Below are 26,479 nucleotides of genomic sequence, written 5' to 3' on the forward strand. Positions count from 1 at the left end.
ATGGAATGTGTCAGCTATCAAAGCTAGGCACTGTGGCTGGAAAGGTCAAGCGATCGGGGCCCGCCCAAGCGCCGATGTCACGGCATCGGGATCAAGATACATGAGCTTTGGCGTGGCGGTCCACAAGATCGCCGTGTCGATGCGACGGTCGGGGTAGATCTGACCCAGAGCATGCGCATAGGCCCCCATCTGCCGCAAGATCCCGTCGGGCACCTGATCCGGCCTGTCCGGCACCACGCGGTTCGATTTGAAATCGACCGCCAGCACCCTTTCATCCGTGATCACAACCCGGTCCAGCGTGCCTTCGATCTGCCGTCCGTTCAGGGTGGCGGTGACCGAGACCTCGGCCAGCGAACCGGGCGCAAACAGGTGTGCCAACTCTGGCAATGACAACACTCCGGCCGCTTCTGACAGCATCAGATCAGGGTCAAACGCCTCTGGCGTAACCGTGCGGGCAATGGCAGGCCAAAGATCGGGCGCATGGGCAGGCAGATGCTCCAGCAGCTCATGCAGCACAGTGCCGCGCAACTTGGCCACCTCCACCAGATCCCCCTCACCGGGCAGCGCCTTTGCTCCGCCAAGGTCAGAAGGTGACAACGGGCCAAGCACACGCGGCACCTCGGGAGTGGGCTGTGCAATCCAGCCGGGGAGGGTGAGGGACGCGACCGCTTTCTGCTCCGCAGCGGCATTGGCGGGCCACAGGCCGTAAGCATGCCGCAACCGTCCTGCCGCATCGGGCCGGGCTCCAAGGGACTGCAACCCGGCCTCGACCTGCCGGTACCAGGCCCATTTTTCGCGCGGCTTTGCCTCTTTGCCGCTGGTCACCTTCGCCTCTCCCGCCCCGGCGACGATCAGCCAGGACCGTGCGCGGGTCAGCGCCACATACAGCAGGCGCAGGTTTTCTTCGGCCACCTTGGCCTTGCGCAGGCCAAGGGCGGTGGCCACATCCGGCGGGCTGTCCTTTTCCGGGGTTTTCCAGACCGGCAGACCGTCTGACAGCTTGATCACCTCGGCATGGTCACGCGGGTTGCGGTCGGCGGTGTCGGGCAGGATGACAATCGGCGCTTCCAGCCCCTTTGATCCGTGTACCGTCATCACCCTTATGTTCGCGCCCTCGCTGTCCAGCTGGCGCTTGACCTCTACCACGTCACTTTCCAGCCAGATCAGGAAACCGGTCAGGCTGGGCACATCGTTGTTTTCATAGGCCAAAGCCTGATTGAGCAACTCGTCGATGCCATCTTCTGCCTCTGGCCCCAGCCGGGTCAGAAGGCGCTGGCGACCGTTGTGGCGGGTCAGGATGCGTTCCAGCATCTCGTAGGGCCGCAGAAAGTCGGCCTGATTGCGCAAATCGGTCAGCACCGCCAGCGTTTCCGGCTCATCCGTATTGCGCAGGGTTGCCCAGAGATGCCGCTCTGACCGGCCATGCGCCAGACGGAACAGCCGGTCTTCGGACCAGCCGAACAGCGGTGAGCGCAGGGTGGCGGCAAGCGACAGGCTGTCTTCGGGCGTGGCCAGAAACGACAGCAGCGCCACCAGATCCTTGACCGCCAACTCTTCGCCCAGCTTCAGCCGGTCTGCCCCGGCAATCGGCAATCCGGCCTGTTTGCAGGCCCGGATGATCTGCGAAAACAGGGTGCCACGGGTCTGCACCAGGATCAGCACATCGCCGGCCTGCACCGCACGGCTTTTGCCGGGCGCGGTCGGGATATGCACACCGGAGTCGATCATCGCCCGGATCTCGGTCGCGATCATGCGGGCCAGTTCCACCGTATGGTGACTGTCGGAAATCAGATCGACCGGGTTCCAGCCATCCTCATCCGATGTGGTGTCGGCCTTGTCGATCAGCGGCCACAGATCCACCCGCCCGGGAAGCCCATCAAAGAACGCCAGATGGCGCGGCGGATCGCCGAGAGCTGCCGGAAACTCGCTGCCAAAGGTGGCATCGACCACATCCAGCACCGCGGGCGATGAGCGAAAGGAATAGTCCAGCGTGCGATCCTGCATCGGCTGCGCAATGGCCGCAAACTTCGCGCTGAACTCGTGCCGCTTGGTGTCAAAGGCCGACAGATCGGCACCCTGAAACGAATAGATCGACTGTTTCTTGTCGCCGACCACAAACAGCGTGCGGGTCTTGTCGCTGGCGCCGCGCCCGGCAGTAAACTCGGCGGTCAGCTTTTCGATCACCGCCCATTGCGCGGGCGAGGTATCCTGCGCCTCGTCCACCAGAATGTGGTCAATGCCGCCATCCAGCCGGAACAACACCCAGGCGGCAAGGCCGGGATCGTTCAGCAACTGCCCGGCCTTGCGGATCAGGTCATCGAAATCCAGATAGCCACGCTCGGCTTTGCGGGCGACGTAAAGCTGGAGGAAAACGCCGGCAAAGCGGTGCAAGGCGAGGGTCTTTTCCGCCGCCTCCAGCGCCACCCGCGCCGCCCGTGCGCCCTCCACCCGGCCCATCAGCTTTTGCAACCGCTCGCCCAGCGGGCCCAGCGCGTTGCGCAGGTCTTTGGCGGGGAAATCGTTGACCTTGGCCTGATTGGCCCGCGCGCCCGTGGCAAACAGGAACACGCCTTCCAACACTTGCAAGCTGCGCAGATCGGGGGTGAACGGGTCGAGCGCTGACAGTTTGTTGCCGGCCTTCTGGTCATTGACCCCGCTGCCCGCCAGCCGCGCTGTCAGTTCGGCCAGAATGTCGCCCTCATCCCCCAGAAACACCGCGCTCAGCAGGCGCTCCAGCGTCAGCGACTCCGGCTGGTCAAAGCGGGCCAGCGCCTCGGCGCGTGACAGCGGCCTCGCAAATTCATCGGCCCGGCTGCAGATTTCGCCCATCAGCGCGCCGAAATCTTCGGCGGTGTAGTGGCGTGCCAGATCGGCCACCGCACCCGGTGCCAGACGGTCAGCCATATCCTGCACGATGTCTTCACGCAGGGTGCGGGCGGTGCGGTCGTCCATTTCCTTGAAACCGGGGGTAACGCCTGCCTCCAGCGGATAGCGCCGCAGCAATGTCGCGCAAAAGCTGTGGATCGTCTGAATGCGCAAACCGCCCGGCGTCTCGATCGCGCGGGCGAACAGCTGCCGTGCCAGTGCCAGCTGCTCGGCATCCAGTGGCTCGCCCTCGCCCAGATCGGTCAGATCGGCGCGCAGGTCAGCATCGGGTTTCATCGCCCATTCACCCAAGCGGCGGAACAGCCGGTTCTGCATCTCGGTCGCGGCGGCCTTGGTATAGGTCAGGCACAGGATATGCTGCGGCTGCACCTTATTGAGGAGCAGCCGCGCCACGCGGTCGGTCAGCACCCGGGTCTTGCCTGATCCGGCATTGGCCGACAACCAGGTCGACAGGCCGGGCTGCGCCGCTGCCCTTTGTGCAAGGCTGGCATCATGCGTCATGGCGTGTCCCCCAGCCCGACATCCTGCGGGTCAGGTCTGTCGGTCATCTCCCATTCGCCAAAGCGGGCCAGATGGTCGTAATCGCCGGGAAACCGTTCGGTAAACACCGCCCGGCGTGAGGTATAGCCCTGTCCCTGCCGGGCATAAGAGCCGATCAGGTGGTACAGCCCGTCGCGCACGCCTTCCAGTTTTTCCGGTGTAATCTCATCTTCGGTCACCTTCCCGGCAGAGCCAAGGCCGACATAGGTGATCTTTGCCACCTGTTGCGGCCCCAGCCCCTTGAAGCCGCCCTCGGTCGCCAAGAGCGCGGCCAGATGCAGCTGTTTGGCAAAGGATTTCTGCTCTTTGTCAGAGGGCGGGCTGCCGGTTTTGTAGTCGATCAGATGCAGCTTGCCGCCGGGCAGCAGGTCGATTCGGTCCGGGGTGCCGAACAGCGTGAAGTTCAGGCCCTGCAACGCCAGCTCACCCCGCCCCTCGACCAGCACGCTTTGCCCGCCTTCGGCCGCGTCGATGGTCAGGAAATGATCGGCGGCGCGTTCCATCCGCGCCGCCCAAAGCGCGCGGGCGGCGGGCCATGGCACCTGATCGTCCAGCACGTCAGCGGTCAGAGCCATCAGCCGCGCGCGGGCAGCGTCGCGGCTTTCTTCCAAGGGTCGCTCGCGCACAAACCGCTCCAGAATGGTGTGCACCACCGTGCCACGGTCGCGGGCATCTGGGGTCTGGCGGATCGGGTCCAGCGGGCGCAGGTTCAGCACCTTGTCGGCATAAATTGCATAGGGGTCGCGGATCAGCACCTCAACGCGTGTCAACGACAGCGAGGTGGGCCGGGCCGCCAATGGCGGGCGCGGGGCAGGGCGCGTGGCCGGGATCAGCCCGGCATCCGGCGCAGGCAGGGGCCGGTCCATCGCGGCGGCAAGGTCCAGCCATGTTTTCCCGCGCGCCCGCATCTGGCGCAGGGCATCTGGCCCGTTACGACCGGGCAATCCATCCATCAGGTTGGTCAGCCGGTTGATCCAGCGCGACGGCACCGTTTCGGCCTCGGCATTGCGCAGGGCGCGCGACAGGACAACCCGGGGGGCGGCCACCGCCTGCTGAAAGTCATGTGCTGACAGGCCGATGCGCCGTTCCGGCAGCAACAGCCCGGCATCCAGCCGCATCCTGCGATTCAACCAAGGGTCTGGTGGCGGCAGCGCGGGCCAGGTGCCATCGTTCAGCCCGGCCAGAATGACCAGATCGGCGCCCTGAACCCGCGCCTCCAATGTGCCCCAGATCATCACACCGGGATGCGCGATCATCGGCGCGCGCACCTCTTCGCCCGAGATCAGCCCGTCAAACAGATCGCGGAACTCCCCCGGCGACAGATCGCCGCCATGCACCGCTTCGGCCTCCAGCCCGGTGACAAAGGCCAGCGCAGCCTCACCCGGCGCTTCCTGCCACAACTCACCGGTGCCATCTGGCGCAGGCCCGCGCGATAGACGTTCAGCCAGCAGGCGCAGGCGCGCGATGTGACCGGTCAGCGGCAGGGTGCTCGTATCCTCCAGCCCATCCAGCGCCCCGGCCAAAGCGGTCGCCCAGCCAATGGCATGCGCGTTGGAATGCGCGCCCGCCCAAGCGATCAGGTCCGGTCCGGTGGGAAACGCTGGCCCCTCCCGCCGCAGTTTCAGTTCCAGATCACGCGCCAGCAACAGGTGCTGGCCCCGGTCCATCGCCGATGCGGTCAGCGGATGCTTGAGCACGGTCAGCAGCGTGTCAGAGGTCAGTTTGTGCCCGAACAGCCGCACCACATGGCGCAGGAACCGGCCCGGCGCGGTCTGGTTCAGCGGAATCCCGGCACTGTCATCGGGGCGGATGTTCCAACGGTCCAGCGCCGCCGCGACCTGACGGGTCAGCACCCGGTCGGGTGAGATCAGGGCGGCGGGCGTGCCGTGTTCTGCCGCGTCGCGCAGGATCAGCGCGATCGACAGCGCCTCTTGTCGCGGCGTGGTGGATTCCATCAGCGTCACGTCCTGCATGGCAGCGGACAGATCTGGCAGATCCGGCCCCTCAACCAGCCACTGATCGGTGACCGGGGCAGGGCGCAGCGCCAAGGACACCACCCGGTTGCGCGCGGCGCTGGGCGGGGCGGCGTCGTGCCACAGGCGCACATCGGGCGGCGTGGCGCCCACTAGCCCCATCAGCCGGTGGAACCTGTATTGCGGATGATCCTCCGAGGTCAGGGCATCGTCCAACCCGGCCCAGACCTGATCCGGCATGTCGAAGTCATAGCCGGGCAGCACAATCGCCCCCTGCGGCAAGCGGGCAACGGCCTGCATGAACAGCGCCGTCGTCCCGCGTGACCCGGTGGACCCGGCCACGATCACCGGATCCTGCGGCGGCGCTGTTGCCCACAGATCGGACAGCAGCAGCGCCAGACGCCGCTGACGGCCCTCACTGTCGGGTTCCTCTGCATCGGTAAAGAACGGGGTGATGATGGTCAGAAACTCGCGGGTGCGGGCCCAGTGTTCGGAATGGTCCGACACATCCAGCGCAGCCACCCGGTCGGGCCCCACGCCCTCGCCCTGCATCTCGGACATCAGCGCCGCCAGACTCTCGGCCAGATCGGCGAGCGCGGAGCGTGGCGCCAGATCGGGCAGGGTGTCGAGAAGCCGCCCGATCAGGACGGTCAGCTGCAACTTGCGCCGCAGCGAAGGGATGGCGGGCGGCAGACCCGGCACCACCATATCGGCCGCAAGGTCGCTGACCAGCCGGATACGCGGCAGAAAGCCCGCCCCGTGCTGGCCAAAGATCTGCACCACCCGTCGGCGCATCCGCGTGGTGTTCAGATACAGCGTGACCCGCGCCATCGCCTCGGGCGGCGCGCCCTGCATCCGCGCGCGCAGACCGGCAACCAGCGCCGCCGGGAAATCGGCGCCCGGAGGCAGGGCGAAAAGCCGGGGTTCGTGGGGGTCAAACATCCGGCCATTCCTTTGCATCGCGCAACATCGTCTCGGCTTCGGCGATGCCGCCGGGGTGGCCCACATCGCACCAGTCGCCGTTGTGGACGACCCCATAAGCGCGCCCCGCAGCCATGGCCCGCGTCCATGGCCCATGCAGGGAAAACGCGGTCTCGGTCTCGGTCAACAGTCGGGGATGGATGATCTGCGCCCCGAGGTAAAGATAGCCGTCGCGCCCCTTGACCCAGTCCACCCGGCCCTGATCGTCCATCACGAAATCCGACCGGCCCGTGGCACTACGCGCCTGCGCGGCAGGCAGCAGCAGAAACAGCTGATCCATCCGTGCGCTGTCCCAGACCTGCATCAGCCGGGTCAACGGGTTTTGTCCGGTCCAGACCGCATCGGTGTTGAGCGTCAGCACCGGACCATCGCCCAGCAGCGGCAAGGCGGCTTTCAGCCCGCCGCCGGTCTCCAGAATACGCTCCCGCTCCCACGACAGCGCCACGCCGCTGCCTGCCAGATGATCGGCCAGCTGTTCACCCAGGTAGTGCAGGTTGACGACCTGATGCGTCACACCTGCTTGCGCTGCGATGCGGCGGGCATGGTCGATCAGCGGCAGACCAGCGACTTTGATCAGCGGTTTGGGCTGTTTGGCCGTCAGCGCCCCCATCCGGGTGCCGAAACCGGCGGCAAACAGCATCAGGGGGAAAGGGTGGCGCATTTGTCCCCGATCGTTTGCAGGATGGCTGGGGTTGGTGCGGGCAAAAGCGGCGCACAGACCGCAAGAAGCTCGGACAGGGCAGGGTGTGCGAGACTGTCTTGCAGCTGCGCCCAGACCCTTGGGATCATGCGCAGATAGCCGGGCTTGCCGCCAACAAGGCAGAGCCGCGCAAAGATGCCCAGAATACGCAAAGACCGTTGTGCGCCCAAAACCGCGCAGGACGCCTGAAATGCCGCAAGGTCGCGGCCAGTGGTCCCGGCAAAATGGGCGGTGATCCGGCTGGCAACATCGGCCGAGACATCGCGCCGCGCATCCTGCAACAGCGACACCAGATCATATCCCGGCTGCCCCATCTGGGCGAGTTGGAAATCCAGCAGACCAACCGCCGCCACCCCCTGCCGTCCGGGCAGGTCCAGCAGGTTTTCTGCGTGATAATCGCGCAGGATCATCACCCGCGGCCCGTCGGCATGGCGCAGGAGTGCCTCGGTCAGGGCCGCGACAAAGCCTGCCGTCTCCGGTCGGTGGCCCGTGGCCCCAAAGGCATACCAATCCAGCGCAAAGGCCGCTGCTTTGGCCCAGTCTTCTGCTGTCAGGTCAGGCAGACCATCGGGTGCCGGGTGGGCGTGAAGATGCGCCAGAACATCTGCGGCCGCCCGGTAAAGCGCCGCTTCCCGCTCTGGCGCGGTTTCCAGAACGCGGGCGAACAGGGCGTCGCCAAGGTCTTCGATCAACAGAAACCCATGCTCCAGATCCTGCGCCAGAAGTCGGGGGGCGGACAGGCCGATGCCGCGCAAATGCAGGGCAATCGCGACAAAGGTTGCCGGATCATCACCCGTGCCGGGTGGGGCATCCATCAGGACAGCAGTTTCACCAGCCCGGGTCAGCCGGTCATAGCTGCGGTCCGATGCATCGCCCGCGAGAAAGCAGCGATCCGCCTCGTCCCAGCCATGGGCGGCAAGAAACGCGCGCGACAGGGTCTTGCGATCACCCATTGAGAGCCCCGGCCAATGCGGGACGCCCGGCAAAGCACAGCGTTGCCCGGCGACCCTCATCCTCGGGGGTCAGGGACAGGCGGATGGCATCCTGCGGCGCATAGGCCCCAAGTCTTTCGGGCCATTCGATCAGACAGATTGCGGTGGCAAAGGCGTCTTCCAGCCCCAGTTCCAGCACCTCATCAGGGTGGGACAGGCGGTACAGGTCGGCATGCCAGATATCGCCCGCCGGATCCTCATAGGTCTGGACCAGTGTGAAGGTCGGCGACGGCACATCCTCCATCCGGCCCAGCCGGGCGCGGATGATGGCGCGCGACAGGTGGGATTTTCCGGCACCGATCGGTCCGGTCAGCAGCACCGTATCACCCGGTACCAGATGGCTGGCCATCAGATGGCCAAGCGCATCGGTTGCCTCTTCCGAGGGCAGGAACAGGGTATGACGCTCTGGCTGCAACATGCGCGCAGTTTTACTGCCGCAGGCCGCCGCCGCAAGCTGAACCCGTCAGGCAGAGCGTCGTTCGGCTGCAGAAAGTGGCGACGGCTCTTTTGTCGCCTGTTGCACCCGGAACCCGACCAGCGTTGCGCCGCCCGCAAGCGGCGCAAGCCGGCAGATGATCAGCCGTCCGTCAAGCATGCGCACCTCATCGCTCCACACCTCTTTGTCGCCGATGGTGCCGACAAACTCTTCGGCTTCGGACCAGAGTTTGCTTGGCGCGGTCTGGCTGCGCCAATGACGGGACAGCGAGGTGATGCCGTCGCTGGTCAGACTTTCGGCGGGATCATGGCCCCAGAGCTGCACATAGGCGGCGTTGGTCATCACCAGAATCCCGGTTTCCGAAAACACGGCCATCGCTTCATCCATCGAGTCGATGACGGACTGGCCAAGCTCCAGATCGGCGCGGTAGCGGCGGGTGCGGGTGATCTCGGTCGAAATATCCTCGATCATCAGGGCCAGCGCACCGTTGGGGTGCGGTCTGCCGATCACCTTGTAGGTCTGTCCGCCCGGCAGGTTCCAGGTTTCTTCATAGACCCCGGACGAAGCCGCGCGTTCCAGATCGGTGATCTGCCTGCGCCAGCCGCGATAATCCTTTGGTTCGGGCACCATGTTGTGATCGCGCAGCGCATCCAGCACCGACAGCAGCGAGGGACGCAACGACAGGAAATCCGGCGGCAACCCTGTCAGATCCAGCAACGCCGGATTGAACAGCTGGAGCTGACGCCGGCTGTCAAAGATCGCCAGCCCGATGGGAAGGTGCGCAAAGGTCTTTGTCAGTGTCTGCATGAAATCGCGCAAGGTGGCCTCTGCCTGCACGGCAGAATCTGCAAGCAGGGCGTAGACCCGCCGACCGTCGCCATCGGGCATGCTGATCAGGTCGAACCACGACACAGATCGGTCAGGAAACGTCAGCTTTTGCCGCTGGCCACTGGCGCCCTGCACCGTGGCGGTGCGCTCGAACAGCCGTGGCAGGGGCCAGGTCAGCTCTTTCCCGGGAAACAGATCGCCCGCGCGCAGCAGATAGGCGGTATTGGCCCAGATGATATCGCCGTTGTCCTTTTCCCGCCACGCAAGGAACGGGGCCTGTGACAGCATAGAGCGCAGAAACGCCAGATCTTCGGTCATGGATCTGTGGGCCAACGGATCGTGGACAAGGCTCCGGTCCTTGGTTTCGGCGTCGATCAGGGTAATGCGGGACAAGCCGCCGCGCTGTTCGGCCATCAACAAAAGCGGCTGACCAGAGGAATCTTCTGACGCAAGGGTGACCACCCCCTCCTCTTCAAGCCGGGCAAGTTGCTGATCAATCTGGGGGAATGGAGCAGAGAGATAGGCGAGCAGTTTGACCCATGGTGTGCCCGGAACATGGGAAGCCCCAAGAACCGCCTGCCCGCCCGGCGTGCAATCGACCAGAGTTTCCCCGTCAAACAGGAACAGCGTGCCTTTCTGACGTTCATCAAAAATACTGTCCCGCACAGGTTTCCGGTTCAGCTGAAACGCGATTGTCAGCAGCAGCCCGCCCAGTGCTGCCAATATCGCTGTAAAACCCAGACCGAGACCTAAAGCGACATGCGTATCCATATGTGTCCCGCTGCAAACAGCCCTAAAGTCAACCTAGGGTGTAGTTCGTTAACACAACGTTAATTTAAAGGCGGGTGTCAAAGGATGTGTGTCGCCGACAGGCACCGCTGTGCGTTTATTCAGACCTGGATAGGCTCATTCTGCCCCAACCCGTGCTCGACGACCTGTGCAAGGCGGTCCATGGGCCACACGACCTCGACAATGGCACCACTGCGCTCGGGCCGCTCTTCGGGCGTCAGAAACGGATCGGAAGCGTTTGCAAAGGTCAGTTCTGCCCCGGTACGCTCCAGCAGGGTCTTGGCGATGAACAGACCAAGCCCCATGCCCTCATATTCCGGCCGCATCGCAAGATCCTGAGAAGACCTCCGGCTGCGGACAAACGGATCACCGATCCGGCCAATGACATGCGACGGGAACCCCTCTCCATCATCCACAATGCGGATGGTTATGGTCTCGTCTGTCCATTCGCCATGAACCCACACGGTGGTTTTTGCAAAATCAACCGCGTTCTGTACCAGATTGCGCAAACCGTGGATCACCTCGGGGCGGCGGCTGACGGTGGGCTGACGCTCGTTGCCCCCCGGTCCGGGCAGAAAGGTCAGCTCCAGATGTTTGCCACGGCTCTGATGCGGCTCGGCGGCTTCGGTCACCAGCATGGCCAGCGGTACGGTGCGCATGTGCAGATCGTCTTTGCCGACACGGCCCATCGAATGCAGGATGTCGCGGCATCTGTCGGCCTGTTCGCGGATCAGCCGTGCGTCTTCCTGCAGCTCCGGCTGGCCCTCCAGCTCGTCCATCATTTCTGCGGAGACCAGTTTTATGGTGGCCAGTGGCGTGCCCAGCTCATGCGCCGCCGCAGCCACCACACCGCCAAGATCGGTCAGCTTTTGCTCGCGTGCCAGCGCCATCTGGGTGGCAAGCAAGGCGTCGGACATCGACCGGATCTCGGTCGCCACCCGGCGCGAATAGAGACCGAGGAACAGGATGCCGATCACGATCGACAGCCAGAACCCGAATTCGAACAGCACCGGAACCGACAGCACAGATCCGTCAGCATAGCGCAACGGGACATGCACAAACGAGATCAGCGTGATGAAGATGATCGACAGGCTGCCCAGAAACAGCGTTGTGCGCAGCTCCAGCGCTGAAGCAGAAATGGTGACCGGCGCCAGGATCAGCAGTGCAAACGGGTTTGCCAGACCGCCGGTCAGATACAGCAGAAACGACAGCTGCGACAAATCAAACAGCAGCGTCAGCATCGCCTCGGTCTCTGACAGCCGCTTGTTTTCGGGAAAGACGAAAGCCGAGATCAGGTTGGCAATGATCGACGCGCCGACCGCAAGGTAACACAAGCCCAGCGGCAGCTGCATTTCGTAGTAGCGGTCGGCCACGGTGATTGCGGCCAATTGTCCCGCAATGGCCATCCATCGCAACAGGATCAACGTACGCAGGCGAACCCAGTCGCTGCGCGTGTCACGGGAAAGCAGTCCGGCAGCAGGGGAAAGCATGGCATCCCTCGTCCAAAGGCATTATCACCGCCAGTGTTAGGCCTGCATGGTCGCGGGATCAATGCAGGGATCAGGCAGGACAAGGTGGTGAAGATGACCAGGACATATGCAGCACTGGCCGCCGCGGCTGTTGCCGGGCTTTTGGGTGGAACCGCGCTTTATATTTTTCTCCAACAGGGCGACGACGCCTTTGCCCAATGCCGCGGCGGGCAGGTTGGCGGGGGGGATATCGGCGGGGCCTTTACGCTGGTTGATGAAACCGGGGCAACCGTCACCGATGCCGATGTTCTGACCAAACCATCGCTGGTCTATTTTGGCTATACCTTCTGCCCCGATGTCTGCCCGCTGGACGCTGCCCGCAACGCCGAGGCTGTGGATATTCTGGAAGAGTTCGGCGTTGATGTCACCCCGGTGTTCATTTCGATCGACCCGGAGCGGGATACGCCTGAGGTGATGGCCGAGTTCACCGAGAATCTGCACCCTAAAATGGTTGGTCTGACCGGATCGCCCGAACAGGTCAAAGCGGCCTCGCAAGCCTACAAGACCTTCTATCGCAAACAGGACGGTGACCCGGATTTCTATCTTGTCGATCACTCGACCTTTACCTACCTCACCCTGCCGGGAGTTGGCTTTGTCGACTTTTTCCGGCGCGAAGATACGGCAGAGCAGATGGCAGAGCGTGTGGCGTGTTTCGCGTCAAATGCATCGTGATCTGGAAAAATTGACCCGGACCCGTATACACCCTACCTTCCCCGCAGGACGGCAGACTTCAAAGAGGAAAAACAATGGCAGAAGACGTGACGGCAGACCTGGGCCCTGACCGCTCGCTTTTGCTGGTTGATGATGATGAGCCGTTTGTCAAACGGCTGGCGCGGGCGATGGAACGCCGGGGATTTATCCCTGAGACGGCCGAAAGCGTCGCTGCGGGCAAGGCCATCGCGCAAACCCGCCCGCCTGCCTATGCTGTCGTTGACCTTCGGCTGGAAGACGGGAACGGGCTGGATGTCGTCGAGGCATTGCGCGAACGCAGGCCCGATTGCCGCATTGTCGTGCTGACCGGATATGGTGCCATTGCGACGGCGGTTGCGGCGGTAAAAATTGGCGCAACCGACTATCTGTCAAAGCCGGCGGACGCGAATGATGTGACCAATGCCCTGCTGGCAAGGGGCGCGTCAATGCCCGCGCCCCCTGAAAACCCGATGTCAGCCGACCGCGTGCGCTGGGAGCATATTCAGCGGGTCTATGAAATGTGCGACCGCAATGTATCGGAAACGGCGCGCAGACTTTCGATGCATCGCCGCACGCTTCAGCGGATTCTTGCAAAGCGCAGCCCAAAATAACGCGCGTGTGCGCCTTTTCTTGAACATTCAGAATTTTCGGATTATTGGAACATAGCGAGTTCCAATAAGGATATGAAATGTGGACATCGATCTGAATGAACTGTCCCTTAAAGAGTTGAAAGATCTTCAGTCACAAGTTGCCAAAGCGATCAACGGTTTCGAAGATCGCCGTAAGAAAGAAGCTCTGGCAGAGCTTGAAGAAACTGCGCGGGCCCGGGGCTTTTCGCTTGCGGAGCTGACAGGTATCGCACCTGTGCGCAAACGTTCGCCGGCGACGGCGAAATATGCCAACCCGACCGATCCGACGGATACCTGGTCTGGGCGCGGGCGCAAACCGCGCTGGTTTGAGGCTGCGCTGAAAGACGGCAAAAAGCCCGAAGATCTGGCGATCTGAACCAAAAGCCATCCCTCGGGATGGCTTTTTCATTTGGTGCATCAGCCAAGTTCCGCCAGCAGATCAGCGTGGCGACGGATGAAATCTGCCCGCACAACCGCGGGCGGGCGCAACTGAATGGCCAGCCCGGTGATCAGGGGTTCATTCAGCCGACCGAAGAGCTTGTCTGCCTCGGCCTCAGAGAAACCTGCAATGCTTACCGCTTCCATCCAGGCGGAAATGCGATCTGCCGCCTTGATCTGGGATTTAATCACGGCCGGCAACATCGCAGGCACGCCAAACCGCAAATGCACGGCAGCTGTCAGGCGTTCATCCAGCGCGCTGTAACCGGGGCCAATGGCAGCTTTTACAGGCGAAATCATGTCACCGATCACATATTCTGGCGCGTCATGCAGCAAAGCCGCCATTTTCCATTTTGGCGCAATGTCGCGGTTCTGACGGCTGAAAATTGCCTCGACCAGCAAAGAATGTTCGGCGACCGAATAGGCCCAATCGCCCCGGGTCTGCCCGTTCCACCTGGCGACAAAAGCCAGACCGTGGGCGATATCCTCAATCTCGATATCCATCGGTGTCGGATCAAGCAAATCCAGCCGCCGACCCGACAGCATCCGTTGCCACGCACGCTTTGGTTTTGTCACGTCCGGTCTCCTTGGTAATCTCGGCGGTCGTAACGCAGCGTCACGGCGGGATCAAATTCAAATGAGGGAATGCAAGGGAACTATTATCCCGCAAGCCTCGTTGACTTGGCGATTGAAGTAGAACGGAAGAGACAAAATGTTCAATCCGCTTCCTTTGTTGGCGCTTGGGGCCGTTGCTGTCGGATATGCCGGTGCGATTGACCGCGTGGACCAGAGCTTTGACCTGACACTCGCGCCCACCGTTGCGGCGTACACCGCGACGCCCGATTTGTCGGTTCATGATTTCGTGGGCAAATTGCCGGAATCGGTTCAGGATCCGCTGTGTGACACCAAAGAGGTGATCACCGTTTCCCTAACCGATGATTTCGCCGAAACACTGGAAGGCCAGTGGGTGCAGGAGCAGAGCGTCAATGTCGAGCTTTGGACCTCTGACCTGATGGGCACCTGGACCCTGCTTCAAGTGAAAGGTGATGGTCTGACCTGCATCGTGTCGTCAGGTTTTGGCTGGACCGAGGAAATGACAGCGGAAAGCATCGTCCAGAACCGGCCGATCAGCTAATTTTGTTCGCTTTTCCCGCGTTGTTCCAAGCGGTCTTCGATGGTAAAGCCACGTCCAACAGACAGGAGATTTTTGGATATGGCTGACTATATCGTCAAGGATATCGGGCTTGCAGATTTTGGACGCAAGGAACTGACCATCGCGGAAACCGAAATGCCGGGGCTGATGGCCTGTCGTGAAGAGTTCGGCGCCAGCCAACCGCTCAAAGGCGCGCGGATTGTCGGTTCGCTGCACATGACCATTCAGACCGCTGTGCTGATCGAAACGCTGACCGCGCTTGGTGCCGATGTGCGCTGGGCGTCGTGCAACATCTTCTCTACACAGGATCACGCGGCGGCGGCCATCGCGGCAGGCGGCACGCCCGTGTTTGCGATCAAGGGCCAGACCCTGACCGAGCATTGGGATTACCTCGACCGTTCGTTCCTGTTCCCGGAAGGCGCGAACATGATCCTCGATGATGGCGGTGACGCCACGCTTTACGTCCTTCTGGGCGCACGGGCCGAAGCGGGGGAGGATATCATCCCCGTTCCGCAATCCGAGGAAGAGGAAGTCATCAAACTGCAAATTGTCAAGCGGATGAAGGAAACCCCCGGTTTCTTCACCAAGACCAAAGCCGCCATCAAAGGCGTGTCTGAGGAAACCACCACCGGCGTTCACCGTCTGTATGATCTGCACAAAAAGGGCGAACTCCCCTTCCCGGCGATCAACGTCAATGACTCGGTGACCAAGTCGAAATTCGACAACAAGTATGGCTGCAAGGAATCGCTGGTCGACGGTATCCGCCGCGCCACCGATACCATGATGGCCGGCAAGGTTGCCGTGGTCTGCGGCTATGGCGATGTGGGCAAAGGCTCTGCTGCCTCGCTGCAAGGGGCTGGCGCGCGGGTCAAGGTCACCGAAGTCGACCCGATCTGCGCCCTGCAGGCCGCGATGGACGGGTTTGAGGTTGTGTTGCTGGAAGATGTGGTCGCAAGCGCCGACATCTTTATCACCACCACCGGCAACCGGGACGTGATCCGCATCGAGCATATCCGCGAGATGAAGGATATGGCGATCGTCGGCAACATCGGCCATTTCGACAACGAAATCCAGGTTGCCGCGCTGAAGAACCACAGGTGGACCAACATCAAGGAACAAGTGGATATGATCGAGATGCCAAACGGCAATCGCATCATTCTGCTGTCCGAAGGGCGTCTGCTGAACCTCGGCAATGCCACCGGCCACCCGTCATTCGTGATGTCGGCGTCCTTTACCAATCAGGTGCTTGCCCAGATCGAACTGTGGACCAAGGGCGACGAGTATCAGCCGGGTGTCTACATTCTGCCCAAAGCGCTGGATGAAAAAGTGGCCCGCCTGCATCTGAAAAAGATTGGTGTGAAGCTGACAGAACTGCGCCGTGAGCAGGCCGATTACATCGGCGTTCCGGTCGAAGGGCCGTTCAAGTCAGATCACTACCGTTATTGATCTGACCGGATCTGCGACTGGCCCCCATACCCTTGGGGGCCAGTCTTTCAGTTCAGCAGATTTCAGCCCCGGTTGTGGGGGGAGAACGCAGCCACTTTTCCCTTGGTCCAGCTCGCCGTTTCTGGCTAGAGTTTTCACAGCCAAGGGATCGGGCACCCTGGTGATGATAATCCAAGCCTGACAGGGACAGTAAGCATGAGCAAACGTGACGAACTGATTGCGAAATATGCGGAAGAGCTTTCCGGCAAATGCAACATGACGCCGGATATGGCGTTGTTGACCAAAGTGACAATCGGCTGCGGTCCGGCGATCTACAATGATGACGCCTCGACCGTCGCTGGCAGCGATCCGGCCGAGCTGGAAACGATCAAGAAAAACTTTCTGATCAAGAAGCTGGGGTTAGACGACAGCCCCCGGCTGATGGAGGCGATCAACGCCGTGATCGACACCTATGGCCGGTCGAACCGCAGCAAGTATCGCGCCGTGGTTTACTACATGCTGGTCAAACATTTCGGCAAGGAAGCCGCATACGCCTGACGTATCGTCCTGAACGAAAGGCTTCGCTTTGCGGAGCCTTTTCAAGATCTTGCCATATCTGAGACAGTTTTAATCATGCGCCGGTTGCGGCCTCTGCCCGGTTTGGCTTAGTGTCAATCGTACGGGCAGCATGCCTTGACCCTTTTTCAGAACACGTGTGGTGCTAGGGGACACGTGGGGCGGATGGAGGGTCCTTTGCTGACTGGGGCCCTCCATTTCCATTGGTCCTCAATCCGGGGCCCTGTCGTCCGGCGCTGTCAGGCGTCTATCCCGCCGAGTTTGCAGACAATCTCCCATTCCGCTTCGGTCACGGGCTGAACCGACAGGCGGGTGCTTTTGACCAGCGCCATGTTTTCCAGTCCGGGTGTCACCTTGCACGCATCCAGCGTCACCGGACGCTTGAGCGGGGCGATCGCCTTGATGACCACGCAATCCCATCGCGGATCATCGGTAGTGCTGTCCGGGGCGCTTTCACGAACCACCTCGACCACGCCAACCATCTCTTTGCCGACGTTCGAATGATAGAAAAACCCCCGGTCCCCAATTTTCATGCTGCGCATGTTGTTGCGGGCCTGATAGTTCCTGACCCCGGCCCATTCTTCGCCTGTGTCGCCACGGGCGACCTGCTGATCCCAGCTCCAGGCGTCAGGTTCGGATTTGAACAGCCAATAGTTCATCCCACGACCTTTTTCCACTCGCGGATCGACACGCTTTCGAACAGCCCGGCCTTGGCATAGGGATCAGCCTCGGCCCAGGCCTGTGCCTGATCCATCGAGTCGACGGTCAGGATCACCAGACTGCCGATCATCCCGCCCGCCACATCCAGAAAGGGACCGGCCATTTCAACGATTCCGCTGGACTGGATATGCTCCAGATGGGCGGCGCGGTTGTCGATCCGGGTTTGCAGGTGGTCGGACTTGTCGATGCAAATCAGGGCGGCGCGCATGGGTTACTCCTCTTTCAGCGGGCGGGACATCAGGGCGTGAATGGCCTCAGAAATCGTGGTCTGTCCGGTTGTAACCCGTGCCACCATGGCCGTCACCGGAATCTGTTCGGCCACGCCAAGATGCGCGGCCTGCGTCAGAATGGCTTGTGCCGTGGCCACGCCCTCGACGGTGAGCGAGGCATCCGGCTTGACGCCGCGCCCCAGCGCCAGACCGTGGCGGAAATTGCGGGATTGGTCAGAGGTGCAGGTCAGCACAAGGTCACCAAAGCCAGACAGGCCCATCAGGGTTTCGGGCCGTGCGCCAAGCTGCGTCGCAAAGCGGACCATCTCTGCAAAGCCGCGCGTCATCAAAGCCGCCCGCGCGCTTTCCCCCAGCCCTGCGCCCATCACGATCCCTGCGGCGATGGCGATCACGTTTTTCAACGCGCCGCCCAGCTCGGCCCCGATCACATCGCCGTTGCGGTAAATCCGCAGGATCGGCCCGGACAGCTCTTGCTGTACATGCTTCAGCGCGGTCTCATCCGTGCAGGCCAGCGTCAGGGCAGTCGCCTGACCCTGTGCGATATCGGCGGCGAAGCTCGGGCCCGTCAGGATCATCGGTGTGGCTTTGGGGCAGGCGCTGGCGATCAGGGCCGTCGGCCCACGCTGAGTGGCAAGGTCCACGCCCTTGCAGCAAGCCACCAGATGCCCGTCTTTCAGACTGCCTGCATGCAGCGACAAAAACCCGCCAAGCGCCTGCATCGGCACTGAAAGCAGGATGGCGGGACACACCGCAAGATCGGCCAAATCCGCCGTAACAGAGACGTTTTCTGGCAGTACTGCGCCGGGCAGCCGCTGGATTTCGCGGGTCGTCCGCATGTGATCGGCCACCGAAGCGTCTCGCGCCCAGAGCCATACATCTTGGCCTTGCCGCGCCAGCGCAATTGCAAGCGCAGACCCAAAGGCACCTGCGCCAACAATGCCGACGGTCCCGGTCATGCCTTTGCGCCCTTTTTGCCCGATCCAATCATCGCCGGGGCGGTCGGATCCAGCGGCCAGCGCGGGCGGGCAGACAATGTTGCATCGTCGCGATGGCCAAGCCTGAACCGCTCGATCCCGGCAAAGGCGATCATGGCGGCATTGTCGGTGCAAAGCCGCAGCGGCGGGGCCAGAAATCTGACCGACATTTCGGCACAAAGCGTCTCTAATACGGCGCGAATGGCTGTATTGGCAGCCACGCCCCCGGCCACCGCAAAGGCGGGTGCGACCGGCGCGCTTTCCAGATACAGGGTCAAGGCGCGGCGGCTTTTCTCTGCCAGCACCGCCACCATCGCGGCCTGAAATCCTGCACAAAGGTCGCGGCGGTCGGCCCGTGTCAGCCCGCCCTTCTCAGTGATCACGGCGTCGCGTGTCCGCAGCAAAGCGGTCTTGAGGCCGGAAAACGACATATCACATCCGGGCCGGTCCAGCAGCGGACGCGGAAAGACAAAGCGTCTGGCATCGCCCACTGCAGCCTCTGCCTCAACCATCGGCCCGCCCGGCTGCGGCAGACCAAGCAGCTTTGCCGTCTTGTCAAACGCCTCGCCCGGCGCGTCGTCGATGGTGCCGCCGATCCGGCGAAACGCCTCCGGGCCATCCACGATCAGAAACTGGCAATGCCCGCCCGAGACCAGCAGCATCAGATACGGAAACGCCAGCCCGTCGGTCAGGCGTGGCGTCAGGCCATGGCCCGCCAGATGGTTTACGCCGATCAAAGGCAACCCTGTGCCCGCCGACAGCCCTTTGGCCAGCATCACCCCCGACAAGACGCCGCCGATCAACCCCGGCCCTGCCGTCACGGCGATGCCGTCCAGATCGGCAAAGCCAACCCCGGCTTCAGCCATCGCCCGCTCGACACAGGCGTCGAGCCGTTCGGCATGGGCGCGGGCGGCAATTTCGGGTACCACCCCGCCAAAGGCGGCATGCAGGCTGACCTGTCCCTCCACGACCGAGGACAGGATTTCGGCCCGGTCCCCCGCACGCACCACCGCAGCCGCAGAATCGTCGCAGCTGCTTTCGATGCCCAGAAAGGTCAGGCCAGCGCGGTTTGGGTCAGGGGATGTCGGGCTTGTCTGCATGGTCCGCCGTTGCACCAAGGGATAACCGCAGGTAACACCATGGGCATGGTCCCGCAATCCCGCGCCCTTCCCGTGTTGGTTACCCGGCCCGAGCCACAGGCAAGCCGCTTTGCCCGTGCGCTGCTGGATCGCTATGGCAAACGGGTTGCGCCGATCCTGTCTCCGCTGCTTGCACCGGTCTTTTTGCGGCCTGACCTGCCGGGCGGGGCTTTTGGTTCGGTCGTCCTTACGTCCGAGACGGGCGCAAGGGCGGCGGCTGCACTGGCCGATCGTCTGCCGCACCGTGCCTTTTGTGTGGGCGACCGGACGGCAGAGGTCGCCACGGCCTTGGGGTTTCAGTCCCAGTCTGCGGCAGGCGATGCGGAGAGTCTTTTCAACCTGTTACTGGCGCAACGCGACGCCGCGCCGTTTCTGCATCTGCGCGGACGGGAGGCGCGGGGTCAACTGGTCACCCGCCTGAATGCCGCAGGGGTAGAGTCGCAAGAGGCCATTTTGTATGCGCAAGAGCCGCAGCCGTTGTCACCCGAGGCAATCCGTCTGCTGACAGCAGGCGGTCCTGTGATCGCGCCGCTGTTTTCTCCCCGAAGTGCCGAGGTATTTCGCCGCGCTCTGCGCGACCAGCTGCAAGGCGCCGATCCTGCGGGCAGACTTCGGATTGCAGCGTTAAGCCCAGCTGTTGCTGCGATCTTTACCGATTTCCCGCCCGCAAATGTATCAATTGCCACTGCCCCAACGCTGGAGGAACTGTTCCTTGCGCTGGATCGTTTTATCTTCATCGCTTGATGCCCGAAGAGTTGCGGGATTAGGATTGAACTGAGGGCGAGCTGCGCGTTCGCCCTCGCCCCACGTCACAGTCAGGAATGTCGCCATGGCCAAACGCCCCCCTTCTACCCCAACGGCCGAAGAGGAAGTGGTCAAAACCGCCGCAACGGTTGATGCGGTGGAAAATGCTGTCGTTGAACCGGCGGCGACGGAACCTGTCACAGTGTCTGAACCTGTCACCATGCAAGAGCCGCCGCGCCTTGAAGCCGACCCTGCTGCACCGGAGCCGGTGGAGCAGAAGATTGAGGCAGAGCCGGGGGTCGTCGTCCCGCCGCCTGCACCGATGGCAGAGAAAAAAGGTGGCAGCGGTGCTTTTTTGGGCACCGTTCTTGGCGGTGTCGTTGCGGCAGCGGCGGGATATGCGCTTGCCACCTTTGTTCCGTTTCCCGGATCGGGCACCTCTGACGTGCCGCTGGCCACGCAGGCCGAAGTGCAGGCCCTTGCTGCCCGGATCGACACTCTGGAAACAGCGCCGTCGCCTGATGCCGCGCTCGCAGATCGCATTGCAGCGCTGGAGGCGCGGCCGGTGCAGGATGCAGCAGTTGAGCCGGACCTGTCGCCCCTGACCGGCGCGTTGTCCGGGCTGGAAGACCGGGTTTCCGCGATTGAATCGCAAGGGCCGTCAGCACCGGGGGAGGCGCCTTCCGCCGATCTGGTCGCACAGCTTGACTCACTGCGCGCCGAGGTTGCCGAAATGAAGGCCAGCGGTGCCGATGCAAATGCGGGGCTTGAAGCGCTGGCCGCTGAAACTCAGGCCCGTCTGGCCGAGGCAGAGGCTCAGGCGAACGCACTTCGGGCGGAAGCCGAAGAAACCGCCCGCAAAGCGGTCAGCGCCGCAGCATTGGCCCGCGTTCAGGCCGCGCTGGACAGCGGCGCGCCGTTTGCGGGCGCTCTGGCTGACATTCCTGATGTTGAAGTTCCTGAGGCTTTGGCAGCCCTCGCCGACACGGGAATCCCGACCCGCACAGCACTGGAAGAGGCATTTCCCCCGGCGGCACGGGCCGCGCTGGAGGCGTCATTGCGTGCCGATATGGGCGAGGGCTGGTCGGACAGGCTTGGCTCTTTCCTGCAAGCCACAACCGGGGCCCGCTCCCTGACGCCGCGTGAAGGCACTGATCCCGATGCGGTGCTGTCCCGCGCCGAAGCGGCGCTCCGGTCCGGCGATCTGGCGCAGGCCTTGACCGAGCTGGAGGGTCTGCCGCCCGAAGGTCAGGCTGAAATGTCGGACTGGGCGGCGACGGCGCGGCAGCGTCTTGATGCGGTTTCAGCGGCTTCTGCCTTGTCAGCCGCAGTGGAAGGGTAGGAAATACGTATGCTCTGGACCCTGTTGAAAGTCATTCTGTTTGTCTTCTTCATCGCGGCGCTGACCTATGGTGCGGGCGTCTTGCTGGATACCGGCGGCGGTATTCGCATTGCTGTCGCCGGGTGGGAGTTTTCTCTGGAGCCGTTGCAGGCGGTCATTGTGTCCCTGCTGCTGGTTGTTTCGCTGTGGGTGCTGTTCAAGGTTGTCAGCTTTCTGGTCGCTGTGCTGCGGTTCCTGAGCGGCGACGAGACCGCGATTTCGCGCTATTTCGACCGCAACCGCGAGCGTAAAGGCTATCAGGCCCTGACCGAAGGCCTTCTGGCACTTGCTTCGGGTGAGGGGCAGGTTGCCATGGCGCGGGCGCAGCGGGCGGAAAGATATCTGGCCAAGCCCGATCTGACCAATCTGCTGATGGCGCAATCGGCAGAAGCGGCGGGCGACACCAAACGCGCGGCAGAGGCCTATAAACGGCTGTTGGCCGACGACAAGACCCGTTTCGTCGGGGTGCGCGGGCTGATGAAACAAAAGCTGGCCGAAGGCGATACGGATACTGCCCTCAAGCTGGCCGAAAAGGCCTTTGCCATGAAGCCGCGCCATGCCGAAACGCAGGATATTCTGCTGAGGTTGCAGGCAGACCATGCCGATTGGAAAGGTGCGCGTCTGACACTGGGCGCCAAACTGAAGGCCGGGGAATTGCCCCGCGATGTTTACCGCCGGCGCGATGCTGTTCTGGCGTTGCAAGAGGCGAAAACCGTCTTCGATGACAGCGCAAGCATTGAAGCGCGTGAAGCGGCGATCGAGGCCAACAGGCTGTCGCCAGATCTGATCCCGGCCGCTGCCATGGCCGCCCGCAGTCTGGTCGCCAAGGGGGATCGCAAGGGCGCGACGCGGGTGCTTAAAAAAGCATGGACCGTTCATCCCCACCCGGATCTGGCCGCCGCCTTTGCCGAGATCGAACCGGAAGAGACGCCGACAGCCCGGATCAAGCGGTTCAAAGTGCTGACGGATGTTCAGCCGGCCCATGAGCAAACCCGGTTGTTGCAGGCCGAGCTTCACGTCTCGGCGGAGGATTTTCCTGCCGCCCGGCGCAGCCTTGGTGACATTGTGACAACCCATCCGACGCAGCGGTCGCTGGCGATCATGGCCGCGATCGCGCGGGGCGAAGGCGAGGATGATTCAGTTGTCCGCGGCTGGCTCACACGCGCGCTGACGGCACCGCGTGGCCCGCAATGGTGTTGCGACAAGTGTCATGCGATCCACGCGCAATGGCACCCGATCTGTGACAACTGCGGCGGCTTTGATACGCTCAGCTGGCGCGAGCCCCCCGAAACCTCGGGCCCAAGTGCCACGGGAACGGAACTGCTGCCGCTGATTGTCGGCCAGCCCACACCGCCACAGCCGGACCCCGCACCCGAGCCGCTGACCGCCGAGGATGCCGACATCATTGTCACGCAACCAAGGCCAGACTGACATTCACGGCCAGACTGAGGGGCCTCCTGGGTTCAGGTATTGCCGCCGGAGGCATCCGGCGTTTGTGTCGGAGCCTCCGGCGGGAGTATTTTTACCAAGATGAAATCACGTGTCAGCGAAAGGTCAGCGGGGTAGGAGACCGTTTTTTGGCCGGGTTTCAGATGCCGTCAGCCCCGTCCCCCAGACCGCGTCTGCGGCGGATGTCTTCGGGATCGAACTGTTCATTCTGACCGTTGTCGTTGGGGTCTTCATCCAACGGATCGTTTCCTGGCAGAATGTTGCCCTCTTCGTCGGCAGGAAGCGTATCATCCTGCGGCCATGGCAGATCATCAGTGGCCTGATCGAAAACCGGCGCATCCTCTTTATTTGGCTGGTCTGGGGTCTCGGTCGGATTTTCCACGTCGCTGGTCATTGCATCCTCCTGTTCCTTGATAAGGAGTAAGCCGCTCCGGCGGTGAAACGTTCCCACGGACGCAGTGGGATCGCGAACATGTGCACAGCATTGCATCGCCCGAGCCGGTGATGTTGGTGCGGATCTGCGACCTCTCTACGCTCTGAACGCGCATGACTGACTCGATTTGCTCAGTTCATCAGATCCCGGCCACGCTTTTTCAGCGCTTTTTCCATCAGCGCATGCAGCCATTCCGCCAGCGGAGCTTCGCCCCCACTCTGGTCTTCCTGAAGGGCCAACCTCAGGGTGGCTTCGACAAGCCGGTCAGCGGCCAGCGAATCCTTGAGGATCAACCGCGCCGAGAGGCGCAACCGGGGCAGCAGGGCGGTTATGCTGGCTTCATGCAGTTTGCTGTTCAGCAACGCGGCGGCTTCATGGGCTGCAAGGGGTTTTGGCAGCCTTGCAATGTGGGCAAAGCGGCGGGGAATGGCCGCAAGGTCCTGTGCCGAATAAAAGACAAACGGAACTGCGGCATCCATAAGCTCATCTGCCAGAGGATAGACCTTGTGGCCCCGCAGATTAAGATCGAGCACGGCCATCTCTGCTTTGCCGGTGTGGCTACGCGCTGCGGCAACAGTGGAAAAGGGGCCAAGGACATGCGCTCGCGCCGTGCGAAAATGGTCGGCCAGGTCGATGGCAATCAGAAAATCGTCCTCGACGATCATGACGGTGCGGCCAGAAAGACTTTGCATCTTGTATCCGTGTCCTGTCGAAAAGCTGATGATACGACAGGCCCGGAGCGGATGGGCAAGCGTCCCTATAGTATGAACCGATGGTGCAAAGCTTCAACCCGCACGGCGGGTATGAAAACATCATTTTACAACATACGGTTGTGGGCGGAATTCACGCGTATCTGCAAGTTTCCGCCGATGCCTGGCGATTCTTTTTCCGCCGGGTGATCAGGTTTACGGTGTCTCTGTCAGGCGCAAGGCGACAGGCGTATCGGTCTGGGACCGGGGAACCAGACTGCCGGAGTATTCTGGCAAGGTGGTGCTGTCGAAAAAGTCGGGGTGCGCGGCGGCGATACTGGGCAGCGCGCGCAGGATTTCGCGCAGGTGTTTGCTCATCGCGCGGGCTGCGCCATCGCCGTCACGGGCGACAAGACAGGCAAGGATCGCTTCGTGCTGACGGATCAGCACATCAATCGGTGACGCATCGGGAAGCGACAACAGCCGCACGCGATCTGTCTGAAACCGGGCGGAGTCAACAACCCGCATCGCGAAATCGTTCTGCACAATCTCGGCCAGTTCACGGTGGAAAGCTTCGTCAAAGGTATTGAACCTGGCGAAGTCACCAGCAACTGACGCGGCTTTCTGCCGGGCGATCAGGTCGCTGAGCGCGTGCAGATTGTCTGTCGTGGCAAGGCTTGCTGCGTGGCGCGCTATATCGACTTCGATAGCCTCGCGGACGAAGCGGGCGTTCGCCACTTCGCGGACCGAGATTTTCATCACATATGTGCCCCGGCTGGGCCTGATTTCGACCAGACCTGCCTCGGAAAGTTTGATGAACGCCTCACGGACGGGCTGGCGCGACACGCCGTACTGTGCCGCGATCTCTTTCTCTGACAGGGCAGAGCCTGGCGCAAGGCGAAGCTCTGCAATGCTTTTGCGCAGCAGGGCCACCAGCTGAGGAGCAATCGGATCGGTCATGCGCAGGGGGGCCTGCATTCACAATCTCCTCTCACCGCGATTCTGACTTGTCAAACTTGTCTCTGAAGTGGAACATACCGGTATGGTGGTCAGACGCAAGCGGGAGGCTTCGGGTCCGTCCCCCAAAAAGACAGATCGGAATTGGGAGGTTCCTCAGATGACTTTGCACAGGGTTCCGGCGCTTGGCCGCCGGTTGTTTCTTGCCACTGGCGCGGCCGCTTTGGCGATGCCTGCCATTGCCACACGCGGGCTTGCCCAGCAGACCTTTACATGCCGCATCGCCCATACCGAGGGGATCGGTACGCCGATCACCAATGCGTTCGACGCGTGGACGGCGATGCTGAATGAACGGTCGGGCGGGCGGATTGATGCGCAGCACTTCCCCGCCGCGCAACTGGGCGGCCTTGCCGAAGCCCTGGAGGGCAGCCGGATCGGCACGATTCAGGCGACAACCGCCGGCCCCGACAGCGAAGAGGCCATTGCGCCGGAAATCGCAGCCTTGGGCGGTGCGCCGGGGTTCATCTACAAGAACGAAGCGCATGTTGACGCGGTTCTGCAAGGCGATCTCGGGCGGCAGGCGTCGCAGATTGCACGGGACAAAACCGGTGTCGAATTCGTGGCCTATGGGGAAACCGGGTTCCGCCATATTCTTGCCAAGCGTCCGATCCATTCGCTGGCCGATCTGACCGGGCTGAAAATCCGGGTGCCGCAACTGCGCATCTGGGTTGATTTCTGGACCCTTCTGGGGGCCGCTCCGACTCCGCTGCCCTATAATGAGCAGTATTCGGCACTATCTACCGGGATCATCGACGCCATCGACTCTGATGTCTTTTCGATCGAAGGTTTCCGGTTTCATGAGCAGGCAAAGCATCTGACAATGACCGGCCACTGGTTCCTGCCGAAGGCGGTGCGGGTGAACGCCGCCTGGCTGGACAGCCTGCCAGCCGATCTGCAGGATGTCGTTCGATCCTCTGCGCAGGAGGCATTTGAAGAACAGCGCCGTGTGAACCGCGCGCTGGCGGATCAGACACTGGAAACCCTGAAATCCAACGGGGTCGAGGTTTTTGTTCTGCCCGCAGAGGAACTGGCACAGATGGAAGCTGCGACCGTGCCGCTGTTTGATCAGTTTGGTTCGGTCAGCCCGGAAACCGCCGAAATGATCGCAGCAATCCGGGCCTTGGGCTAAGTCCGGCGA

At 62.4% G+C, this 26,479-nt stretch carries 25 protein-coding genes; 10 read left to right on the forward strand and 15 right to left on the reverse strand.

Annotated elements, in window-relative coordinates:
* Window positions 1-45: 45 nt before the first annotated feature.
* From addA to regB, 7 genes are all read right to left on the reverse strand, one after another.
* The gene (gene addA / locus J2X53_RS06615; protein WP_349036682.1) at window positions 46-3,387 is read right to left on the reverse strand and encodes a double-strand break repair helicase AddA; all 3,342 of its coding nucleotides are present in this window, start codon (window positions 3,385-3,387) and stop codon (window positions 46-48) included.
* On the reverse strand, window positions 3,384-6,341 hold the full coding sequence (addB, locus tag J2X53_RS06620; protein ID WP_349036683.1) for a double-strand break repair protein AddB: 2,958 nt from the start codon (window positions 6,339-6,341) through the stop codon (window positions 3,384-3,386). Before addB ends, addA begins: the two co-directional genes overlap by 4 nt.
* Window positions 6,334-7,041 carry a nucleotidyltransferase family protein gene (locus tag J2X53_RS06625; RefSeq protein ID WP_349036684.1) on the reverse strand — a complete coding sequence of 236 codons (708 nt, stop codon included), beginning with the start codon at window positions 7,039-7,041 and terminating at the stop codon, window positions 6,334-6,336. The genes addB and J2X53_RS06625 overlap by 8 nt, the downstream gene beginning before the upstream one ends.
* A complete protein-coding gene (locus J2X53_RS06630) occupies window positions 7,020-8,033 on the reverse strand; it encodes a phosphotransferase (RefSeq protein WP_349036685.1) in 1,014 nt (337 codons plus the stop codon). Before J2X53_RS06630 ends, J2X53_RS06625 begins: the two co-directional genes overlap by 22 nt.
* Window positions 8,026-8,490 (reverse strand): tRNA (adenosine(37)-N6)-threonylcarbamoyltransferase complex ATPase subunit type 1 TsaE, encoded by a 465-nt coding sequence (tsaE, locus tag J2X53_RS06635; protein ID WP_349036686.1) that lies wholly within the window; start codon window positions 8,488-8,490, stop codon window positions 8,026-8,028. Before tsaE ends, J2X53_RS06630 begins: the two co-directional genes overlap by 8 nt.
* 45 nt (window positions 8,491-8,535) lie before the next feature.
* A complete protein-coding gene (locus J2X53_RS06640; protein ID WP_349036687.1) occupies window positions 8,536-10,107 on the reverse strand; it encodes a PAS-domain containing protein in 1,572 nt (523 codons plus the stop codon).
* A 119-nt stretch (window positions 10,108-10,226) separates the two neighbouring features.
* Window positions 10,227-11,615, reverse strand: a complete 1,389-nt coding sequence (gene regB / locus J2X53_RS06645; RefSeq protein ID WP_349036688.1) for a sensor histidine kinase RegB — start codon at window positions 11,613-11,615, stop codon at window positions 10,227-10,229.
* A gap of 93 nt (window positions 11,616-11,708) precedes the next feature.
* Here regB and J2X53_RS06650 point away from each other — a divergent pair, with 93 nt between their 5' ends.
* The 3 genes from J2X53_RS06650 (at window position 11,709) to J2X53_RS06660 (ending at window position 13,349) form a co-directional block, all read left to right on the forward strand.
* Window positions 11,709-12,326, forward strand: coding sequence for an SCO family protein (locus tag J2X53_RS06650; RefSeq protein WP_349036689.1), 618 nt, complete (start codon window positions 11,709-11,711; stop codon window positions 12,324-12,326).
* A gap of 74 nt (window positions 12,327-12,400) precedes the next feature.
* Complete coding sequence (locus J2X53_RS06655) at window positions 12,401-12,955, forward strand: ActR/PrrA/RegA family redox response regulator transcription factor (protein WP_349036690.1); 555 nt, start codon at window positions 12,401-12,403, stop codon at window positions 12,953-12,955.
* Between the two features lie 79 nt (window positions 12,956-13,034).
* A complete protein-coding gene (locus J2X53_RS06660) occupies window positions 13,035-13,349 on the forward strand; it encodes an H-NS histone family protein (protein WP_349036691.1) in 315 nt (104 codons plus the stop codon).
* Between the two features lie 41 nt (window positions 13,350-13,390).
* On the opposite strand, the gene J2X53_RS06665 is transcribed toward J2X53_RS06660, so the two are convergent.
* Window positions 13,391-13,957 carry an HD family hydrolase gene (locus J2X53_RS06665; protein ID WP_349036857.1) on the reverse strand — a complete coding sequence of 189 codons (567 nt, stop codon included), beginning with the start codon at window positions 13,955-13,957 and terminating at the stop codon, window positions 13,391-13,393.
* 166 nt (window positions 13,958-14,123) lie between these two features.
* On the opposite strand from J2X53_RS06665, the gene J2X53_RS06670 reads away from it, so the two are divergent.
* The 3 genes from J2X53_RS06670 to J2X53_RS06680 all read left to right on the forward strand — a co-directional run bounded on the left by J2X53_RS06670 (window position 14,124) and on the right by J2X53_RS06680 (window position 16,547).
* A complete protein-coding gene (locus J2X53_RS06670) occupies window positions 14,124-14,546 on the forward strand; it encodes a hypothetical protein (protein WP_349036692.1) in 423 nt (140 codons plus the stop codon).
* Window positions 14,547-14,624: 78 nt separating this feature from the next.
* Window positions 14,625-16,010: an adenosylhomocysteinase gene (gene ahcY / locus J2X53_RS06675; protein ID WP_349036693.1), complete on the forward strand. Its 1,386-nt coding sequence runs from the start codon at window positions 14,625-14,627 to the stop codon at window positions 16,008-16,010.
* Between the two features lie 195 nt (window positions 16,011-16,205).
* The gene (locus J2X53_RS06680; RefSeq protein ID WP_349036694.1) at window positions 16,206-16,547 is read left to right on the forward strand and encodes a DUF2853 family protein; all 342 of its coding nucleotides are present in this window, start codon (window positions 16,206-16,208) and stop codon (window positions 16,545-16,547) included.
* Between the two features lie 257 nt (window positions 16,548-16,804).
* Here the strand turns inward: J2X53_RS06680 and J2X53_RS06685 are convergent, their stop codons facing one another.
* From J2X53_RS06685 to tsaD, 4 genes are read right to left on the reverse strand one after another with little or no spacing between them, the layout of a single operon-like run.
* Complete coding sequence (locus tag J2X53_RS06685; protein ID WP_349036695.1) at window positions 16,805-17,224, reverse strand: EVE domain-containing protein; 420 nt, start codon at window positions 17,222-17,224, stop codon at window positions 16,805-16,807.
* Window positions 17,221-17,493: a YciI family protein gene (locus tag J2X53_RS06690; protein ID WP_349036696.1), complete on the reverse strand. Its 273-nt coding sequence runs from the start codon at window positions 17,491-17,493 to the stop codon at window positions 17,221-17,223. The genes J2X53_RS06685 and J2X53_RS06690 overlap by 4 nt, the downstream gene beginning before the upstream one ends.
* A 3-nt stretch (window positions 17,494-17,496) precedes the next feature.
* Complete coding sequence (locus J2X53_RS06695) at window positions 17,497-18,471, reverse strand: NAD(P)H-dependent glycerol-3-phosphate dehydrogenase (RefSeq protein ID WP_349036697.1); 975 nt, start codon at window positions 18,469-18,471, stop codon at window positions 17,497-17,499.
* A complete protein-coding gene (gene tsaD, locus J2X53_RS06700; RefSeq protein WP_349036698.1) occupies window positions 18,468-19,589 on the reverse strand; it encodes a tRNA (adenosine(37)-N6)-threonylcarbamoyltransferase complex transferase subunit TsaD in 1,122 nt (373 codons plus the stop codon). Before tsaD ends, J2X53_RS06695 begins: the two co-directional genes overlap by 4 nt.
* A gap of 45 nt (window positions 19,590-19,634) precedes the next feature.
* On the opposite strand from tsaD, the gene J2X53_RS06705 reads away from it, so the two are divergent.
* The 3 genes from J2X53_RS06705 to J2X53_RS06715 all read left to right on the forward strand — a co-directional run bounded on the left by J2X53_RS06705 (window position 19,635) and on the right by J2X53_RS06715 (window position 23,184).
* A complete protein-coding gene (locus J2X53_RS06705; RefSeq protein ID WP_349036699.1) occupies window positions 19,635-20,372 on the forward strand; it encodes a uroporphyrinogen-III synthase in 738 nt (245 codons plus the stop codon).
* Window positions 20,373-20,457: 85 nt separating this feature from the next.
* Window positions 20,458-21,714 carry a mitofilin family membrane protein gene (locus tag J2X53_RS06710; protein ID WP_349036700.1) on the forward strand — a complete coding sequence of 419 codons (1,257 nt, stop codon included), beginning with the start codon at window positions 20,458-20,460 and terminating at the stop codon, window positions 21,712-21,714.
* 9 nt (window positions 21,715-21,723) lie between these two features.
* Window positions 21,724-23,184 (forward strand): heme biosynthesis HemY N-terminal domain-containing protein, encoded by a 1,461-nt coding sequence (locus J2X53_RS06715; RefSeq protein WP_349036701.1) that lies wholly within the window; start codon window positions 21,724-21,726, stop codon window positions 23,182-23,184.
* A gap of 157 nt (window positions 23,185-23,341) precedes the next feature.
* Here the strand turns inward: J2X53_RS06715 and J2X53_RS06720 are convergent, their stop codons facing one another.
* From J2X53_RS06720 to J2X53_RS06730, 3 genes are all read right to left on the reverse strand, one after another.
* Window positions 23,342-23,596: a hypothetical protein gene (locus J2X53_RS06720; RefSeq protein ID WP_349036702.1), complete on the reverse strand. Its 255-nt coding sequence runs from the start codon at window positions 23,594-23,596 to the stop codon at window positions 23,342-23,344.
* Window positions 23,597-23,766: 170 nt separating this feature from the next.
* Entirely contained in the window at window positions 23,767-24,327 is a 561-nt protein-coding gene (locus J2X53_RS06725; protein WP_349036703.1) for a hypothetical protein, read from the reverse strand.
* Window positions 24,328-24,540: 213 nt separating this feature from the next.
* A complete protein-coding gene (locus J2X53_RS06730) occupies window positions 24,541-25,302 on the reverse strand; it encodes a GntR family transcriptional regulator (protein ID WP_349036704.1) in 762 nt (253 codons plus the stop codon).
* Between the two features lie 139 nt (window positions 25,303-25,441).
* Between J2X53_RS06730 and J2X53_RS06735 the strand changes: the two genes are divergently transcribed.
* Entirely contained in the window at window positions 25,442-26,470 is a 1,029-nt protein-coding gene (locus J2X53_RS06735; RefSeq protein WP_349036705.1) for a TRAP transporter substrate-binding protein, read from the forward strand.
* The last annotated feature ends 9 nt before the right edge of the window (window positions 26,471-26,479 follow it).

The sequence above is a fragment of the Pseudotabrizicola sp. 4114 genome, from assembly GCF_031457365.1.
GTDB lineage: Bacteria > Pseudomonadota > Alphaproteobacteria > Rhodobacterales > Rhodobacteraceae > Pseudotabrizicola.

Coding starts and splice junctions, on each gene's coding strand:
- addA (WP_349036682.1), bottom strand. CDS start 3,387: ATGACGCATGATGCCAGCCTTGCACAAAGGGCAGCGGCGCAGCCCGGC.
- addB (WP_349036683.1), bottom strand. CDS start 6,341: ATGTTTGACCCCCACGAACCCCGGCTTTTCGCCCTGCCTCCGGGCGCC.
- J2X53_RS06625 (WP_349036684.1), bottom strand. CDS start 7,041: ATGCGCCACCCTTTCCCCCTGATGCTGTTTGCCGCCGGTTTCGGCACC.
- J2X53_RS06630 (WP_349036685.1), bottom strand. CDS start 8,033: ATGGGTGATCGCAAGACCCTGTCGCGCGCGTTTCTTGCCGCCCATGGC.
- tsaE (WP_349036686.1), bottom strand. CDS start 8,490: ATGTTGCAGCCAGAGCGTCATACCCTGTTCCTGCCCTCGGAAGAGGCA.
- J2X53_RS06640 (WP_349036687.1), bottom strand. CDS start 10,107: ATGGATACGCATGTCGCTTTAGGTCTCGGTCTGGGTTTTACAGCGATA.
- regB (WP_349036688.1), bottom strand. CDS start 11,615: ATGCTTTCCCCTGCTGCCGGACTGCTTTCCCGTGACACGCGCAGCGAC.
- J2X53_RS06650 (WP_349036689.1), top strand. CDS start 11,709: ATGACCAGGACATATGCAGCACTGGCCGCCGCGGCTGTTGCCGGGCTT.
- J2X53_RS06655 (WP_349036690.1), top strand. CDS start 12,401: ATGGCAGAAGACGTGACGGCAGACCTGGGCCCTGACCGCTCGCTTTTG.
- J2X53_RS06665 (WP_349036857.1), bottom strand. CDS start 13,957: ATGCTGTCGGGTCGGCGGCTGGATTTGCTTGATCCGACACCGATGGAT.
- J2X53_RS06670 (WP_349036692.1), top strand. CDS start 14,124: ATGTTCAATCCGCTTCCTTTGTTGGCGCTTGGGGCCGTTGCTGTCGGA.
- ahcY (WP_349036693.1), top strand. CDS start 14,625: ATGGCTGACTATATCGTCAAGGATATCGGGCTTGCAGATTTTGGACGC.
- J2X53_RS06680 (WP_349036694.1), top strand. CDS start 16,206: ATGAGCAAACGTGACGAACTGATTGCGAAATATGCGGAAGAGCTTTCC.
- J2X53_RS06685 (WP_349036695.1), bottom strand. CDS start 17,224: ATGAACTATTGGCTGTTCAAATCCGAACCTGACGCCTGGAGCTGGGAT.
- J2X53_RS06690 (WP_349036696.1), bottom strand. CDS start 17,493: ATGCGCGCCGCCCTGATTTGCATCGACAAGTCCGACCACCTGCAAACC.
- J2X53_RS06695 (WP_349036697.1), bottom strand. CDS start 18,471: ATGACCGGGACCGTCGGCATTGTTGGCGCAGGTGCCTTTGGGTCTGCG.
- tsaD (WP_349036698.1), bottom strand. CDS start 19,589: ATGCAGACAAGCCCGACATCCCCTGACCCAAACCGCGCTGGCCTGACC.
- J2X53_RS06705 (WP_349036699.1), top strand. CDS start 19,635: ATGGTCCCGCAATCCCGCGCCCTTCCCGTGTTGGTTACCCGGCCCGAG.
- J2X53_RS06710 (WP_349036700.1), top strand. CDS start 20,458: ATGGCCAAACGCCCCCCTTCTACCCCAACGGCCGAAGAGGAAGTGGTC.
- J2X53_RS06715 (WP_349036701.1), top strand. CDS start 21,724: ATGCTCTGGACCCTGTTGAAAGTCATTCTGTTTGTCTTCTTCATCGCG.
- J2X53_RS06720 (WP_349036702.1), bottom strand. CDS start 23,596: ATGACCAGCGACGTGGAAAATCCGACCGAGACCCCAGACCAGCCAAAT.
- J2X53_RS06725 (WP_349036703.1), bottom strand. CDS start 24,327: ATGCAAAGTCTTTCTGGCCGCACCGTCATGATCGTCGAGGACGATTTT.
- J2X53_RS06730 (WP_349036704.1), bottom strand. CDS start 25,302: ATGCAGGCCCCCCTGCGCATGACCGATCCGATTGCTCCTCAGCTGGTG.
- J2X53_RS06735 (WP_349036705.1), top strand. CDS start 25,442: ATGACTTTGCACAGGGTTCCGGCGCTTGGCCGCCGGTTGTTTCTTGCC.